Annotated in this window: 19 protein-coding genes and 1 tRNA gene; 10 read left to right on the forward strand and 10 right to left on the reverse strand. The window is 37.6% G+C overall.

Features of this window, described 5'->3' with window-relative positions:
* The first annotated feature begins 7 nt into the window (after positions 1 to 7).
* The 4 genes from K6I41_RS01110 to K6I41_RS01125 all read left to right on the forward strand — a co-directional run bounded on the left by K6I41_RS01110 (position 8) and on the right by K6I41_RS01125 (position 3,724).
* Positions 8 to 1,219, forward strand: a complete 1,212-nt coding sequence (locus K6I41_RS01110; RefSeq protein ID WP_250375051.1) for an ATP-grasp domain-containing protein — start codon at positions 8 to 10, stop codon at positions 1,217 to 1,219.
* Complete coding sequence (locus tag K6I41_RS01115; protein WP_250375052.1) at positions 1,216 to 2,412, forward strand: ATP-grasp domain-containing protein; 1,197 nt, start codon at positions 1,216 to 1,218, stop codon at positions 2,410 to 2,412. The genes K6I41_RS01110 and K6I41_RS01115 overlap by 4 nt, the downstream gene beginning before the upstream one ends.
* A gap of 154 nt (positions 2,413 to 2,566) precedes the next feature.
* Complete coding sequence (locus K6I41_RS01120; RefSeq protein ID WP_250375053.1) at positions 2,567 to 3,310, forward strand: hypothetical protein; 744 nt, start codon at positions 2,567 to 2,569, stop codon at positions 3,308 to 3,310.
* A 21-nt stretch (positions 3,311 to 3,331) separates the two neighbouring features.
* On the forward strand, positions 3,332 to 3,724 hold the full coding sequence (locus tag K6I41_RS01125; RefSeq protein ID WP_250375054.1) for a hypothetical protein: 393 nt from the start codon (positions 3,332 to 3,334) through the stop codon (positions 3,722 to 3,724).
* Between the two features lie 45 nt (positions 3,725 to 3,769).
* On the opposite strand, the gene K6I41_RS01130 is transcribed toward K6I41_RS01125, so the two are convergent.
* The 3 genes from K6I41_RS01130 to K6I41_RS01140 form a co-directional block, all read right to left on the reverse strand.
* A complete protein-coding gene (locus K6I41_RS01130) occupies positions 3,770 to 4,771 on the reverse strand; it encodes an aldo/keto reductase (protein WP_250375055.1) in 1,002 nt (333 codons plus the stop codon).
* Positions 4,772 to 4,882: 111 nt separating this feature from the next.
* Positions 4,883 to 5,785 carry a helix-turn-helix domain-containing protein gene (locus tag K6I41_RS01135; protein ID WP_100290639.1) on the reverse strand — a complete coding sequence of 301 codons (903 nt, stop codon included), beginning with the start codon at positions 5,783 to 5,785 and terminating at the stop codon, positions 4,883 to 4,885.
* A 122-nt stretch (positions 5,786 to 5,907) separates the two neighbouring features.
* On the reverse strand, positions 5,908 to 6,711 hold the full coding sequence (locus K6I41_RS01140; RefSeq protein ID WP_250375056.1) for a GNAT family N-acetyltransferase: 804 nt from the start codon (positions 6,709 to 6,711) through the stop codon (positions 5,908 to 5,910).
* Positions 6,712 to 7,404: 693 nt separating this feature from the next.
* Between K6I41_RS01140 and K6I41_RS01145 the strand changes: the two genes are divergently transcribed.
* Positions 7,405 to 7,953, forward strand: a complete 549-nt coding sequence (locus K6I41_RS01145) for a TetR/AcrR family transcriptional regulator (protein WP_250375057.1) — start codon at positions 7,405 to 7,407, stop codon at positions 7,951 to 7,953.
* 84 nt (positions 7,954 to 8,037) lie between these two features.
* Here the strand turns inward: K6I41_RS01145 and K6I41_RS01150 are convergent, their stop codons facing one another.
* On the reverse strand, positions 8,038 to 8,403 hold the full coding sequence (locus K6I41_RS01150) for a hypothetical protein (protein WP_035332243.1): 366 nt from the start codon (positions 8,401 to 8,403) through the stop codon (positions 8,038 to 8,040).
* Between the two features lie 181 nt (positions 8,404 to 8,584).
* Between K6I41_RS01150 and K6I41_RS01155 the strand changes: the two genes are divergently transcribed.
* Together K6I41_RS01155 and K6I41_RS01160 are read left to right on the forward strand one after the other, a co-directional pair.
* Positions 8,585 to 8,941, forward strand: a complete 357-nt coding sequence (locus K6I41_RS01155) for a hypothetical protein (protein ID WP_013196651.1) — start codon at positions 8,585 to 8,587, stop codon at positions 8,939 to 8,941.
* A 44-nt stretch (positions 8,942 to 8,985) separates the two neighbouring features.
* The gene (locus K6I41_RS01160; protein ID WP_250375058.1) at positions 8,986 to 9,867 is read left to right on the forward strand and encodes a hypothetical protein; all 882 of its coding nucleotides are present in this window, start codon (positions 8,986 to 8,988) and stop codon (positions 9,865 to 9,867) included.
* Positions 9,868 to 9,929: 62 nt separating this feature from the next.
* Here K6I41_RS01160 and K6I41_RS01165 read toward each other — a convergent pair whose 3' ends face one another.
* Both K6I41_RS01165 and K6I41_RS01170 read right to left on the reverse strand, forming a co-directional pair.
* Positions 9,930 to 10,148 (reverse strand): DUF6500 family protein, encoded by a 219-nt coding sequence (locus K6I41_RS01165; RefSeq protein ID WP_005066974.1) that lies wholly within the window; start codon positions 10,146 to 10,148, stop codon positions 9,930 to 9,932.
* A 27-nt stretch (positions 10,149 to 10,175) separates the two neighbouring features.
* Positions 10,176 to 10,511 carry a winged helix-turn-helix transcriptional regulator gene (locus K6I41_RS01170; protein ID WP_151822595.1) on the reverse strand — a complete coding sequence of 112 codons (336 nt, stop codon included), beginning with the start codon at positions 10,509 to 10,511 and terminating at the stop codon, positions 10,176 to 10,178.
* Positions 10,512 to 10,627: 116 nt separating this feature from the next.
* Here K6I41_RS01170 and K6I41_RS01175 point away from each other — a divergent pair, with 116 nt between their 5' ends.
* Both K6I41_RS01175 and K6I41_RS01180 read left to right on the forward strand, forming a co-directional pair.
* The gene (locus tag K6I41_RS01175) at positions 10,628 to 11,185 is read left to right on the forward strand and encodes an NAD(P)H-dependent oxidoreductase (protein ID WP_250375059.1); all 558 of its coding nucleotides are present in this window, start codon (positions 10,628 to 10,630) and stop codon (positions 11,183 to 11,185) included.
* 150 nt (positions 11,186 to 11,335) lie between these two features.
* Entirely contained in the window at positions 11,336 to 11,677 is a 342-nt protein-coding gene (locus tag K6I41_RS01180) for a DHCW motif cupin fold protein (protein ID WP_001017481.1), read from the forward strand.
* Positions 11,678 to 11,724: 47 nt separating this feature from the next.
* On the opposite strand, the gene elbB is transcribed toward K6I41_RS01180, so the two are convergent.
* From elbB to K6I41_RS01195, 3 genes are all read right to left on the reverse strand, one after another.
* Positions 11,725 to 12,387, reverse strand: a complete 663-nt coding sequence (gene elbB, locus K6I41_RS01185; RefSeq protein WP_250375060.1) for an isoprenoid biosynthesis glyoxalase ElbB — start codon at positions 12,385 to 12,387, stop codon at positions 11,725 to 11,727.
* Positions 12,388 to 12,476: 89 nt separating this feature from the next.
* Positions 12,477 to 13,289, reverse strand: coding sequence for a helix-turn-helix transcriptional regulator (locus K6I41_RS01190; RefSeq protein ID WP_250375061.1), 813 nt, complete (start codon positions 13,287 to 13,289; stop codon positions 12,477 to 12,479).
* A 136-nt stretch (positions 13,290 to 13,425) separates the two neighbouring features.
* A tRNA-Ser gene (locus K6I41_RS01195) sits at positions 13,426 to 13,515 on the reverse strand.
* A gap of 118 nt (positions 13,516 to 13,633) precedes the next feature.
* Here K6I41_RS01195 and K6I41_RS01200 point away from each other — a divergent pair.
* Positions 13,634 to 15,511: a potassium transporter Kup gene (locus K6I41_RS01200; protein WP_151766969.1), complete on the forward strand. Its 1,878-nt coding sequence runs from the start codon at positions 13,634 to 13,636 to the stop codon at positions 15,509 to 15,511.
* 57 nt (positions 15,512 to 15,568) lie between these two features.
* Here K6I41_RS01200 and K6I41_RS01205 read toward each other — a convergent pair whose 3' ends face one another.
* Positions 15,569 to 16,009, reverse strand: a complete 441-nt coding sequence (locus K6I41_RS01205; RefSeq protein ID WP_250375062.1) for a hypothetical protein — start codon at positions 16,007 to 16,009, stop codon at positions 15,569 to 15,571.
* Between the last annotated feature and the right edge of the window lie 107 nt (positions 16,010 to 16,116).

Genomic DNA, 16,116 nt, shown 5'->3' on the forward strand with positions numbered 1-16,116 from the left:
TGTAACAATGACAGTAGTAGTTATAGAACCTATTTCTTCAGGCGTTACTTATTTAAATGCCGCTCAAGAATTAGGGATAGATTTATATGTTTTTTCTACTGATGAAGGAGAGTGCAGCATTGATGGAACAATGCGCCAAAAAGCAAAAGAAATAATAAAAATAGATACCAGTGATTTTCATAGTCAACTCTCTAAAATTGTTGAGTTAAAGACCATAAAAGCCATATTACCTGGTGTTGAATATGCGGTACCTATGGCAGCACAACTCGGTAACTCATTTGCCAAAAACTCACTTGAATATATGGCAGCTCAAACAGTTCGAAATAAATTTAAATTTCGTGACAAGCTAACCAAGTCGGGTTTAAGCGATATTAAATATGCCTTGATTTCACAGGGCAAAGAAATTGACTTACCTCTAGGTTTTAAGTTTCCTGCTGTAGTAAAGCCAGTTGATATGGCGGGCAGTATGTCTGTTAAAAAAGTTGCAGATTTTGAGGAGCTTTTAACAACAGTTGAAGCGATCTGGAAAGCTAAGCCCAACGATATTGGTTTCTATGCCAGTGGTGATTTAATTGTTGAAGAATACATTGTAGGTAAAGAATACAGTGTTGAAGGAATTATCCATACAGATGGAAAAATAACCTTTGCTTCGCTAACAGAAAAATTATTAGGGCCAGAACCTTACTTTGTCGAAATTGGACATATTGTGGGTAATCAATATGACCGCCAATTTTCTGCACATGTTTTTGACTATGCCGAAAAAGTCATTAGAACCTTAGAGTTAAATATTGGGCCTTTTCACTTAGAACTGCGAGTTACGCCTCAAGGAAAAGCCGTTGCAATTGAATTAGCAGCGCGTTTACCGGGTGACAATATTGTTGAGTTAATTAAACTGGCGACTAATTTTGACCTTGCTCAAGCGGTACTGAGCGAATACCTAGACCTGCCATATTCACCTTCAATAGAAAAAAATCTGGTTTCTGCAATTGCCTTTATACCTCAAGGTAATCACCGTCTGTTCAAAGGTTTTAGTGGTTTAGATCAACTGTTAGAAGCACCTGAATGTGTACATCATCACTTTTACTATGAAACAAACGATGAACTGGCGTGCAACCATGATTGGACCTCACGATTAGGCTACTTCATTTTCCGTTCCGAAAGCGAAGATAAGATCCGTAGTTTAGTCAAACATATACATGAGCAGGTGAAAGTCATATGAAACATGTATTAATCATCAATAGATATGACGATGAACTGTCTGATTATAATAAATATATAGATCACGATGCCGTGCATGTGTCTTATATTTCATTAACAGAAACGATGCGTTATATCACTTCTTCAAACTGTTACTGCATAGCTGGGTTAGAGCAGTTAAATGAAGAAGATGTTCTCGATCAGGCTAAAAAAATCTATAAGAAAAAACCTATAGATTATGTTATTGCCATCTCGGAATATGACCTCGATGCTGCCGCTCGCATTCGAACTGAATTGAATATTGTGGGTGCAACTGTCGAAGACAATTTGTTGTGCCGTAACAAGAAAAAAATGAAAGATGCTTTAGCTCATTCAACTGTGCGTTACCCTAAATATTCGGAAGTGTCTTCGTATCAAGATATTGAAAAGTTTTTGCTGGAAATTGGCTCAGCGATTATTTTAAAACCTCAGGTAGGCGCGGCTTCTGAAGGGGTAATTAAAATTAGTGAGTTGGCTGATATTCCTGGTTTATCTTCATATTCGGGCTATGAAGTAGAAGAATTTGTTGAAGGGGATATCTATCACGTCGATGCGATTATTTCAGACAATAAAATGCCTTACTTTAAAGTCTCAAAATATATTAATACCTGTTTAGACTTCAGAAATGGTGCGCCATTAGGCTCTGTAACAATTGATAATTCTGAATTTATTAATAAAGTAGAAAAATTTACTTTAGACGTATGTAAATTCTTAAAATTAAAAGATCAGGCGATTCATCTTGAATTTATTGAATCTAAGGGCGAGTTGGTCTTTTTAGAAGTTGGTGGACGAGTAGGCGGTGGAGAAATTCCATTCATCACATTACGCAATGAGTCAGTCGACTTATATGAAATGTGGATTAAGGCGGCCATGAAAATTCCACAAGAGCCAGTGAACACGAAAATAACGGGCTTTCTGATGATGCCTAATCCTTATAGTTCAGGCTTTTTATTTAATGGGATTAAAGAGTTAGAAAATGAAACCATTACCTATCAATTGATTCAGGAAAGTGGTGACCATAACAATTTTAGTTATGAAAATATCCCTGCAAAAATTCACTTTATGGGAGATAGCCAAATACAGGTCGAAAATGCGATTAAAAATAGTATGAAAATTTTGCAAAGCGCAATTTCTCAAAGCAGTCATTCTAATTTGAGTCTGAGTGAATCTTCTTAGTTGAGATTTGGCTAAATTCTAAAAATCAAAAGGCTTGGACTTAAATGTTCAGGCCTTTTTAAATAGCATTGTAAGGGACTTTTGTTTCAAATAATTGTGATTTATAGCGCCAGCTCATATTATATAATTAGTTAATTATTAAAGAATTTTAAAAATGATTAAATCTATTATTTCAGGTTGCGCGGTTCTTACACTTTCAGCTTTGGCAGTGACGCACGCAGAGTTTTCTTTTGAGCAAGAGCTACAGCAAGGTTGTAATAAAGTGAAGCAATACGCGAGCTTAGGTAAGAAAAACTACGACCAAAAACAATATAAAAAAGCGCTCGAAAATTTCCAAAGCCAAGCCTCTTGGACTGCATTTTGTAAAGCCAATGCAGACGAAACCACTGTTAAATTTACTGACCGAGATATTGAAGTTGCCAACAATAACGTGGGTTTAGCCTATGCCAAATTGGGTCAGCCCCTTTGGGCCAGAGCATGGTTTATGCTCGATGAAAAATCAAAATCGAGCCAGTTTAATCTTAAGCAATTACCTGCACCTAAGGCCTCAAATGATTTGTCAGGTGAATATGTGCGTTACTCAGGTTTTGGTGAATGGGATCACATCACGATAAGTCGTGAGAAGGGCCAATATGCAATCAGCTATGCCGGTTTATATATGGGACTTAGAAGCTTGATCTATGGCCCAAACATGGGTGAGTTCGACACCAAAATGCCGACTAATAAAAAGCAAACAGTTTATAAAAATGAAGACTGCCGTATTCAACTCGACTTTAAAACCAACGCGAAATTAGGAAATTATATTCAAGCCAAACAAAATGAAGGTGAGTCAGGTTGTGGCTTTGGACATAACGTTTATGCAGACGGCACTTATTTAAAAGTTGAGTCTGGGAAATAAAACTAAAAAATAGGGAATTGAATGATGAATAAATTTGCACGGTTGCTACTCGTTTCTACGATTGCCATTTCATCTCAAATTTACGCCAAGCCAACCAGCACATGCAAAGAGGTGAAATTCCAAAAATCCGATGAAGCGTGGAGTGGGCACTATTATTTAAATGGCGTGATGGAAGTGGGTTCAGAACTTTTACTTCAGCCAGATGGCAAGTTTAAATGGATGCTCGCTGTGGGTGCTTTAGACCAATATGCCGAAGGTACATGGTGGAAAAACGGTGACTGTATTGGTTTAAAGCCAGAGGCTAAATTTAAAAAGAATTTAAGTATTTTCCCTGAAAGCCTAACGATTTCAGATAAATCTTTAGACGCGATCTGGGAAGGTGGACGCCAGCAGGGCACATATAGCAAAGACTAAATAAAAAAGTCCGACACTGAGTCGGACTTTTTTATGGCTTAGATATTAGTGATTGACCGCAGCAAGTTGCTGAGCGTTATAGCGTGCGCCCATGTTTGGATATCTCGCGATAATCGCTTGAATTTCTGCCAAATCTGCCGCTGTTAAATGAAGGTCTACAGCACCCGCATTTTCTACAAGGCGTTCGATTTTACGCGTACCCGGAATTGGAATAATGTCGTCACCTTGCGCCAAAATCCAAGCCAAAGCCAGTTGAGCCGCTGTCGCATTTTTGCTTTGGGCAAAGTCACTAAATGCTTGTGCCAAGCTTTGGTTATTTTTCCAGTTATCGCCCTGATAGCGTGGTAACTGACGACGGAAATCGTTTTCATCTAGGCTACCCACATCAAGCGTATTGGTGATTAAACCACGCGATAGCGGTGAATACGGCACGAGGCTAATGCCTAACTCACGAATGGTTTCAAAGTGAGTATCTTCCAGCTCACGAGTAAGCAATGAATATTCGTGTTGAACTGCTGCAATTGGGTGAATCGCATGTGCTTTACGAATGGTTTCCGCCGATGCTTCACTGAGTCCTAGGTAACGAACTTTACCTTGTTGCACCAAGTCAGCCATTGCACCAATAGTGTCTTCAACTGGCACGCTTGGGTCTATACGGTGTGCATAATACAAATCAATTACGTCTGTATTTAAGCGTCTTAAACTGTTTTCGACCGCAACTTTAATCCACTCTGGAGAACCGTCGATATAAGATTCTAAAGAGTTTTGCGGGTTAAGGTTGTCTTCTTTATAACGGAAGCCAAATTTGGTCGCCAAGAACACTTTGTCGCGGTTTTTTTCTAAAACTTTTGAGAGCAAAACTTCGTTTGCGCCGTTGCCGTACATGTCGGCGGTATCCCAAAAGTTAATGCCGAGGTCTAATGCTTTTTCTAGAGTGGCAATGCTTTGTGTGTCGTCTGAGGCACCATAGGCAAAGCTCATTCCCATGCAACCTAAACCAAGTGCTGATACTTTTTCGCCTGTTTGTCCTAAAGTTCTATATTTCATTTTTCACACTCTTTTTGCAAAATCACTTGAGTAGAAAAACTATAAAATGCTTTGGCTCAAACTGACGTATAACATTCAAACCAATAATTATAAAATTCAAACAATCTGTTTTTAGGCTACACAGTCTTCTCGGAACTTTTTAGGTGAAAAGCCCGTATTTTTCTTAAAGAAATTGGTGAAATACGCTGAATATTCAAAGCCTAAGCTATAGGCAATTTCGGAAATATTCCAACTAGTGTGCTGTAGCAATGCTTTGGCTTCTTGCGTAATACGCGAGCTAATATGCTCAGAGGTGGTTTTACCTGTGGCTTCTTTTACAGCTCGGTTTAAATGGTTCACATGCACCGACAAGCCATAGGCATAGTCATTTGCAGTTTTGAGTTTAAGCTGAAAATGTGGCGAGTCGATTGGGAACTGGCGCTCTAATAATTCAAAGAACAAATGACAAATCCGAACCGCAGCATTACTATGTTTTTCAAACTGTTGGGTCGGTTGCATTTTCATGGCTTCATGCACAAGTAGGTGCAAATAGTTCCTTAAAACGTTGTATTTATGAATGTAGTCTGAATTTATTTCAGTCATCATCTTTTTGAAAATAAATGAAATTTCTTCAACCTGTTGATCGTTTAAAAAATACAATGGGTCACCGTCGACTTTAAAAAGCGGCGAGTCTTTTAAAAAGCTTTGCCTTGATTCTTGGTTTACAAACTCTTCGGTAAATAGGCAAAACCAGCCTGCTTGTTCAGGCGAATTAATTTCCCATGCATAGGGAACCATTGGGTTTGAAAACAGTAAAGCAGGGCGGTCGACTCGTATCCAGCGGTTGGCGTAGTGAAGTTCGCCTGTGCCTAAAACCAGTGAAATTTTATAATAATCGCGACGGCTATAAGGTGTCAGAAACGAGCAGGCATCGCGTTGGAACACGTTAAAATGTCCAAACGAAGTTGATGGAACCGAGTAATCGCTATCTCTGGTTAAAGAAAAGCGGCGATAAAAATCATGTATGGTTTCCATGTCTTTGCCTGCGTGCGTTATCAATTTATTTAAAGTTATAAAATTCAAACTTTATTTACTGTAGCTTTTATTTATAGCGTGATCAATCGGTTCATTTAAGAGATTTGAAAATGAATAATTTTTTATAAATACTCTGGGTAAGCAATGTAAGATGACTCTATACATTCGAAGCCCATTTGGCGGTAAAGCGTAACCGCTGGAGTGTTATCAACGTCGACAATTAAGTGGGCAATCCGTCCAGTTGCAACAATCCGATTAACTGCAAATTTTAAGATGCGTTCGGCAAAACCTTTTCGGCGATAAGCAGGGAAGGTATATGTGCCGCCAATAGAAACGAGTCGATCGGTTTCTATGCCTAAACGCACTATCGAAATGATTTGTTGATCTGCTTCAAGCACAATAATTTTTTCTTGTTGAATTAAAGATTCCCAATCAGGTGTTTCATTTACTGAGCGCTCTTTATTGTATTGATGCTGATATTCGTTAAGACGGGCAATGTCCGAGAGTTCAGCCAAGCGGCCTTGAGCTTCAGAAAATTGGCCTGAGCAAACCATGATCCATTGATCATATTCTCTTAAAATACGCCCTTTTTGTTTTATCTCGGCATGTAATAAGTCTCGTCCGATTGCGGTGGTTACAATCCGACGCGGTTGAAGCTCTAAAATTGATGTACAGAGCAATGCCCCAGATGAAGATGTCTTTGATGGAACCCAAAAACAGGTGCCGCCAGCAACGATGACTGCGACTCCTAGCAGTTGTTCAGCATTTTTTGAGTTATACAAACGTAAGAGTTGCCACTCGGTATTGGTCGCTTGTGTTTGATTAAGAAAGGCCATCGCCCCAATAGAATAATTGGACCGCTCTTCAAGCCACTGAAAGATAATTTGATATTCTTCTGAACTGGTGGGAGGTCCTTTTATTATCATTATTAATTATCTATTCAGATGATGAACTCAATCATAATTCACTATCCTACATTTTTATTATCATTACATCGTTAAATTTAAGTTGAAGGTCTTTTTAGCTTAAATATCTAATTGAATAAACAACAATAATTATTTAACCAATTTCTATTCAACCTTACATTGACACTCAAAAACGTGCGGATTATCCTTTGCGTGCTGGCCTACATTGCCAGTTAGCTTTTGACAGAGCTGGAACAAAAGGCGCACAACAACGTATTATTTCGTTTTGTGCGTTCTCTTAAGTCACGCCTTTATGGTGAGGCTAGGAGGGGCACGCTTGCGTGCGCTGGTTTCCTTTTGTACCAGTCTGTCAACCCTTCTAGTCTTGCCACCATTATTTGACAGTAATTGGTAAGACTCTTCTAAATCAAAAGGAGTCCGCCGTTATGCGTACTATTTCATCTCTCTCATTGGCAACCATTGCCAAAATCTTTGACTCGATACTCAACTGGTCTTTAAAACGGTTTAACCGACTCTAGGTTTTAAGCCATAGGTCATTACGACTATAAAATCATAGCAACAATAAAACCTGAGATAGGCGAGCACACCATTTTTGTGCTGCTTTTGCATGCCTGTTTTTAGCGCTCAATTTAAGAGTGGCGGCATTTCTATCTCTTTTACATACAACAAAAAATTATTTTAAACGGTATAAAAATGCCAAATTTAGAAGCTTCATTTAGAGCATTACGCGTGCTCCACGCAGCAAAAGATTTATTTAATCAAAATGGGTTTTACATCGGGATAGATCGAATTATTGAGGAAGCCAAAATCCCCAAAGCTACTTTTTATAACTATTTTCACTCCAAAGAAAGGCTCATTCAGATGAGCTTAACTTTTCAAATAGATGCATTAAAACATGAAGTATTTTCAATTATTCATTCGTACCGCGAACTCATGGCATTCGATAAACTCAAGAAAATTTATCTCTTACATGCGAACTTAGATGGCTTTTATCGGTTGCCATTTAAAGCCATTTTTGAAATTGAAAAGATCTATCCAACAGCTTATAAACTCGTAATTGACTATCGAAACTGGTTCATTAAAGAAATTCATGAATTCCTTTTAACTGTAAAAGACACTGCTACAGTTGAAGATGCACACATGTTTTTATTTGTGATTGATGGCGCGATGGTTCAGCTTTTGGGGACCAATAACACTGATGAAAGGGATGCGTTGCTCGACTATTTTTTAAGTCGGGTTTGATGGGGGAGGCCCGATGGGAGTTGGGCTTTCTACAGAAAATTAATAGAAGTTTTTTAACCCTATTTTATATATGGATTAGATTATTTAATTACTATAGAGGTTAATAATACGATAGTTTTTAGCCAACTCATGAGCTAGATTTAGAACATATTTTTCAGGATTATTTTTAATAATTTCATCAAAAAAATTAGGACTATTTTTTAGAATTTCAGGTATTTGTGTTGTGTCAGACTGTCGTTGTAGAGCTAATAAAATAGTAAGTAATTCATATGTATAGTCTGGTTGAGCGTCATCTTTAAGAAGCTTTAGAATATGTGAAGAAAATTCAAAAGCTTCTGCTGCTGATAGCGAATAAATATTCTCATCAATGAAAGCAGATAAATACCACTCATCCAATTCTTCTTTTGAAGCTAATTTTTCAAGGAAACAAGATAGAGTATCTGTAAACATTTTCATCCTTTCAAATTTTATAAACTAATATAATTATCTGGTTTATCTGTCCCATTTTCATAAGTAATCATAGATTATTATTCTTTAAAAGTTATATTCTAGCTTTGAAAAAGAAGTAAAAAGATTTTATATTTTTTGATAATAAAGATATTTTGCTCTCTCCTTAAAAGGCAAGTTTCTAATGAAGCATAAATTAATATTTATTTTCTCCATTATTTTTATACTTACAGGTTGCGGTAAAAAATATAAAATTACTCCAGAAGACTTGCCAGTTGCACGTATTAATCAAGAATATCAACAAATTATTAAGATTTCTGGTGGGAAAGTTATTGATAAATACGCTGAATTAGAAACTAATATACCCGAAGACCTAGGCGTAACAGTTAAACCTGTTGATGACTTGGATGGATATAATGTTATACAAATCAAAGGAACCCCTAAGCACAAAGGAAAATATAGAATTCATATAAGAGCTGATTTCTATGCAGGTGGTGATGCTGAAATTGACAAGATATATAGCTTTATTGTTCAAGATTAAAAATTATCGCAGAGACGGGAAATAGCAAAGTAGAGAAGTTAGTAATGACGGTAAAATTTAGACAATATTTCTTAATTTTTATTTTTGGATTACTCCTTTCCGCTTGTCAGCCAACCGCAAAACATGATGAAAATTTGACTTTGAATCAGCAGGCCTACACTTTGTATATGGGTGAAAAAGGTATTCAAGATTTTTCAAAGTATAGTGATGGAAAGGTCGATAATCACCCAGCGGGTGTTAGCTTTAAAGAGCTTCAATTTTCTCCTCCTAACTTAGGAAAATTAACCATAGAGAATGGTTCTAACAGTTTGTTAATTGAGCATGTTTTCTCTGTACTAGGTACTCAATATGATAAAAATGAAGGGATCCAAGTTTTAGATATTGATGCTGGCCTCACAAAAGAAGAATTTGCTACCCCAGAGCAGGTTTATCAAAGCTATGTAGCTTTAATGAAACGTATTAATCAGGCTGGCTGGAAAAACTATTTCTTCACAGATGCTCCGCGTATCGCTAAAGAAGATAATATTAAACATCTATCGAAAAGTCGTGATGTCATTGACCCAAGCTATATTTTTAGTTTTGAAGAATGGAAAAATATAATAAACAACAGCCCGACAAAATCATTGGGTTATAGGTTGTATGCTAATGGGGTTATTTTAGATATCAGTTTAAAAAGAACAGCTAAAAATGAGCGGAATGAAGAACAATATATGCTTAGATTTAGCTTTCAAAGTGTTCGATACAATGAAAGAGACTCAATTCCTGACTCTGATAAAATGACACCTAGTGAGTTTGAGCAAGCGTTTAAAAAGAGATTAATTGAAAATAAAAAATATCGTGAAAAGGAAGAGAGAAAAGCTAAGGCTGAAGGCTATCATATCGATGAAGAATATACAGATCCTGATGTTTGGTCATATGTTAAGTAATTAATTTTTAAATTTAAAAATAATGAAAAGGCTTAAATTTAAGCCTTTTCGAATAACTCTAATTACTGCTCACTCAAAACCAACTGCTTAATCTTAACAGCCTTCTCGAAGTGATCTAGCTTATGTTCCATAATCCACCAATGCGCTGCTTCCATCAGTAACTCAGGGTTATCGTTCTTATTTTTAAAAAAAGCATAAAAAGATAGACCAACGTTGTCTCCCTTCTTTTCAATTTTATCGTCGCATCCCTTAATAAAAATTTCTCTTAATTCATTTCTCATATTTAGTATCACTTCAAGTCTATAAAACTAAGACGATTTATTGCGCTCGCCCCAATCGCACATCATATCTAATAAAGGAATCAAAGACTGTCCTCTTTCTGAAAGACGGTACTCAACTTTAGGCGGAATTTGAGGATATTCCTTGCGAATAATAAGCTCGTCTCTTTCTAATTCTTTAAGTGTATTGCTGAGTGTTCTAAATGAAATATTGCCAATACAGCGTTGCAACTCATTAAAACGCATGACATTTTTTTCATACAGCCAATACATAATAATCATTTTATATTTGCCATTAATTAAAGAAAGGGTGTAGCCGAAACCCGTTTCTTCTAATGGCGTATGTGATGGAACGCATTCAGTCATTTTTAAAATCTACACTATCTTTTAGTATAGTATATAACACAAATTACCGTACTTATATTTAGGAAAGCACACTTCTATAATCGATTTATCAACTTTTCGATAAGAGTGTTTTTATAATGAAAAAGACATTAGTCATTGTTACTCATCCTCACATAGACCAGTCTGTTGTAAATAAAAGATGGGTAGAGGAACTAGAGAAACACCCAGACCAATTTACGGTTCATCAAATTTATCAAGCCTACCCAGATGGGGTAATTGATGTTGCCAAAGAGCAAGCACTGGTAGAAGAACACGAAAATTTAGTATTTCAATTTCCAGTGTATTGGTTTAACTGCCCACCGCTTTTGAAACAATGGATTGATGAAGTTGTGACTTATGGTTGGGCGTATGGCTCAACAGGTGACAAGCTTAAAAATAAAAAGTTTATGTTGGCTTTGTCTGCTGGTGTTAAAGAAAACGTTTATTCAGAGCAGGGTGAATATAAGCTTTCTTTAGAGCAGATATTTACTCCATTTAAGCTAACGGCTTTATATGTGGGGGCGGATTATCAACCACTCCATGCATTTTATGGTTTAGACACAAATCCTTCTGAAGATGATGATGTTCCGACTCACCAAGACATCGAAAATAATGCGGTTCAGTATGTTCAGAAGTTATTAGCGTTATCTGAGTAAATTTTAAGGTAGGAAGGCCTGAATGTGAGGTTTGGGCCTTTCAAAGTGAAAAATAGTTTTGATATATTTATGATTTATGAATAAATAGTTTGCAAAAATTGAATTTGTCTATAAGTTGAAAAATACAATAATACGTCTTTGGAAAAAATTATGAATATCGCGCCTTTTCCATTTCAAATTACAAACTGGGAAGAAATTGAAGTCACTGAATATAGCGGTGAAACTGGAAAAGCTTATTGGAAAACTCAATTTTTTGGTGAAGAAACAAATAAAATTAGAGTAAGACTTGTAGAGTACTCAGCAAATTACTTAGCTGACCATTGGTGCGAAAAAGGGCATATATTATTTTGCCTAGAAGGCGAGCTAGAAAGTAGATTGAAGGATGGTCGAACATTTACTTTAACTTCAGGCATGAGTTATCAAGTCGGAGATAACTCCGAACCACACCAGTCTTTTAGCTTGAATGGTGCGAAATTACTTATAGTCGATTAGATTCAATAAAATAGAGGGATAGAAATGTCTATCCCTCATAAAACATCTTAGTTTGCCAAAATTGTCATGGCAGTAACTAAACTTGTAATTCCTAAAAAGACATCTTTTAAACCAGCTTGGTCATCCATATAGGCAGGTGTGGTAACAAATAAGTTTTGTTTATCGACCACGCAGCTTGAGGTTTGACAAACATGGTGAATTGAACCCGTTTTTTCAATTTGTTTAGCAGTGTTAATGTCAGACCCCAAAGTGATATTTGGATGTAAATCTCCAAATGTAAGCGCCAAGAGCGCAGGGGATATGCATATTGCCCCGATCGGTTTCTTACTTTGATGAAACGCTTTTAAAATTGAAGCAACTCTAGAATGTACTCTTGCTTCTGCTCCTTTAAAGGCAAAAGTTGATAAATTTTTTGCGACTCCAAATCCACCCGGAAGAAGAAGGCCATCAAATTCATTTTCATTGAGTTGATCGAGTGAGGAAATTTCACCTCGGGCAATTCGTCCTGCTTCTTGTAAAATATTTCTCCGCTCAGTCATGTTTATTTCGCCACTCACATGATCGATGACATGAAACAAAGGTTCATCAGGTGCAAAAATTTGATATTCAATATTGGCTGTATCTAAAGCTAATAGTGTTAAAACAGATTCTCTAATTTCAGAACCATCCAAATAACCACAACCCGATAAAATAACTGCTACTTTTTTCATCTGCTTTCTTAAGTACCTTTTTTGATGTGCAAAAGATATTAAGTTTTCTTCTGAAAATTCTTTATACGCAGATTTGCCATAATTTCGCCTTAAGTAAGCATTTTAGTTTTGCGTAGCTCGCGTGGAGTAATGCCAAATAAATTTTTAAACTGTTCTGTAAATCTTGATTGTGATTGATAGCCACATTCAAATGCAATATTGCCAATACTGGTGTTGGTGGTTTGAATTAAATGTAATCCATGCCCCAGCCTTACTCTATTACGAATATCTTGAATGCTATTTCCTTCACTTTTTAGCTTTCTTCGTAAAGTCGATGAACTCATGAAAAGTTGGGATGCGATAAATTCGGCTGTGAGTTCTGTAGTTAAGTGATCAGAAATTAATGCCTGAACTTTGTCACTCAAACTTGTAATCATATTCAGGCTAGAGATGTCGGTGTAACCCGAGTGATAAATAAGTTCTAAAAGTTCTCTTCTTCTAAATTTAAAAACAGAAGGCGGCGCAATGAGAGAAAAATCTATAAATTGAGAAAGTGCGTTTTCTAGTAAGGCGTTGAGTTGGCCTTGTACAAATTTTTTAGAAGTTCCTGACAGATTTGGGAGGTCTTTAAAGTCATCAAAATCGAATTCGATGAGGAGCGCAAAATATTCTTCTTGATTTGGAATGTTGCGCATATCAATGCTGGCACTATTTGATAAAAATATAAAAGAACCCGCTTCGCATACAATGTTTTCAGTTCTACCCAACTCTTTAACGCCACTTAAGATAGCGATGAGTAACGGTTTCGTAATCGGAACATTTCTAATTTTTTGTTCTTTATAGGCTGAATAAATTGAAAAAGGTAAGTTTAAATTGTTATGTAAGTTAATTGCTTTTTTAGATAAAGAAGTGAGATTTTTCATTAAGTTAAAATGTTTGATTTAATCTATGGCTTAAATAAGATCAGAAAATTATCGGTCTTTTCGAGGTGGTTTTTTAATATTTGGCTAATAAAAAAGCTTAAACCCATTAGGTTTAAGCCTCTTTAAATTTCAATTCTGGCGGTGAGAGAGGGATTCGAACCCTCGATACGCGCAAACGTATACACACTTTCCAGGCGTGCTCCTTAAGCCACTCGGACACCTCACCAAGGCGTGCGATAGTAACTAAAAAATCGAGTCCTGCCAAGATTTAAGATGAGCATTACAGAAAAAAAATAATAGAGGTGATAAGATTGCGATAAAAATCATATTGGTTTAATTACACAATGCAAAATACGGCCAAAAAAGCAACCTTGCCTGCCACGGCTTTGGCAGCTCTTGGGGTGGTCTTTGGAGATATTGGAACAAGTCCACTCTACGCCTTAAAAGAGTCCTTCCATGCAGCGCATGGGTTGGGAATTCAGCCTGAAAACGTATTAGGAATTTTATCCATTATTTTTTGGTGCTTAATGCTGATCATCAGCATCAAGTATGTCGCCATTGTCATGCGTGCAGACAACAATGGCGAAGGCGGAATCATGGCCTTACTCGCATTGAACTTGCGTAAAGCCAAAATTGCCGATAACAAAAAAATCTACATGATTGCGATTGGCTTTATTGGCGCATCACTATTTTTTGGTGACGGTATTATTACCCCAGCCATTTCGGTACTGTCGGCAGTCGAAGGCTTGTCTATTGCAACCAATGTGTTTGACCCATTCATCATGCCAATTGCGATCACCATTATCATCGCGTTATTTTTGGTACAAAAACACGGTACGGCCTTTGTCGGTAAGTTTTTTGGCCCAATCACGATGGTGTGGTTCTTATCGTTAGGATTATTAGGTCTTCACAGCGTCATTCAGACTCCTGTGGTGTTGGGCATGTTTAGTCCGCATTGGGCGATTCAGTTTATCTATCACCACCCCGTAATGACCTTTTTTGTTATGGGTGCTGTCGTTTTAACAGTCACTGGTGGTGAAGCACTGTATGCCGATATGGGACATTTTGGACCAGTTCCAATTCGTCTAGCATGGTTCTTTGTGGTGTTGCCGTGCTTGGTTTTAAACTACGCAGGTCAGGGTGCATTACTATTAAGAGATCCAGCGGCGATTCAAAACCCATTCTATTTATTGGTTCCACAGTGGGCACTTTACCCAATGATTATTATGGCGACCATGGCAACCGTGATTGCTTCTCAAGCCGTAATTTCTGGGGTGTTTTCACTTGCTCGCCAAGCGATTCAATTGGGTTATTTACCACGTTTAAGTATTAAACATACCTCTGAGTCTGAAGAGGGTCAGATCTATGTTCCTTTCTTAAACTGGTTACTTTTAATCGCAATTATTATCTTAATCTTGATTTTCAAAACCAGCTCAAACTTGGCAAGTGCGTATGGTCTAGCTGTAACTTTGACTATGCTGTGTGACACGATTTTGGTTGCTGTGTTCATCTATTCGGCTTGGAAGTGGAGCATGCCAAAAGTGCTACTCCTGATTATTCCATTCTTTATTTTAGAGTCGGTTTTAGTCGCAGCAACTTCACTGAAAATCTTGTCGGGCGGTTGGGTGCCATTATTGATTGGTGCGATTGCAGTGACCATCTTAATGACATGGAAACGTGGTCGTGAGCTTACTTTTGCCAAGCTCGAACACGATACGTTATCGCTAGATTTGTTTGTGAAAAGTATTGGTAATAGCGTGCACTGGGTACCGGGTGATGCTGTCTTTATGACGGGTACACCAAACGTTGTGCCACATGCCATGCTACATAACATCAAGCACAATAAAGTGCTGCATCAGCGCAATATCTTGGTAACGGTAGTTATCGAAGACGTACCATTTGTTGCACCAGAAGAACGTATTTCAACAGAAACCCTAGCTGAGCATTTCTTCCGTATTAAAATCTTCTACGGCTTTAAAGATGAAATGAATGTACCAAAAGCACTTATGCAAGCTTATGAGCAGTTAGGTCTTGAATATGATTTGATGCACATCAGCTTCTTTATTTCGCGCGATCGTATTGTTCATTCGGTGGGCGATGGCATGTCTCCATGGAGAGAAAAACTATTTATCTCTATGCAGCGTAACACCAGTCCAGTGAGTGACTTCTACCAAATTCCAACTAACCGTGTAGTTGAGTTAGGTAGTCAAATCGAAATTTAAAAATTTGATGTAATAAAAAAACCAAGACAGATGTCTTGGTTTTTTTTATGGCTCTGATTACTGAGCTTGCATAGGTGCATCTGCTGGCAAACTGCCATCTTTTGCCATCGGGTCTGCCGACTGAGTTGGATCTGCCGGAGGCGGTGGAGTGTTCGGATCTTGTGGCGCTGGAGGCGCTTGGTTTGGTGCAGGTGGTACTGCATCAGTTGGTGCTGCTGGTGGAGCCAATTCACCGCCTGCTGGAGGTGCTGGTGGAACATCTGCCGGAATAGGAGCACCTGTAGGCGCTGCATTTGTTGGTGCAGCAGAAACTTGCTGTACTTGTCCGCTATTGACTAAATCGCTAATAGAGCCTGGTTGGCCATTTACGGTTGTGGTTACTTTTACTTTAGACAAACTTTCTAAAGTATCTCCTGGCTGCACTGCTGGCTCAGCCAAAGCGGCCATACTACATAATCCCGTGATTACGCCAATACCAATAATCTTTGAATGGATCATTAAGTGGACTCCGATTATATTTTTATCCAAATTTGTGGAGCTAACCATGTCATAAGCAATCAGTGTTTTTCAACGAAAGATACGCAATTGGCGTAATTCAATAGCTA

Source organism: Acinetobacter sp. AS23 (assembly GCF_023612055.1).
In the GTDB taxonomy this organism is placed as follows: Bacteria; Pseudomonadota; Gammaproteobacteria; order Pseudomonadales; family Moraxellaceae; genus Acinetobacter; species Acinetobacter oleivorans.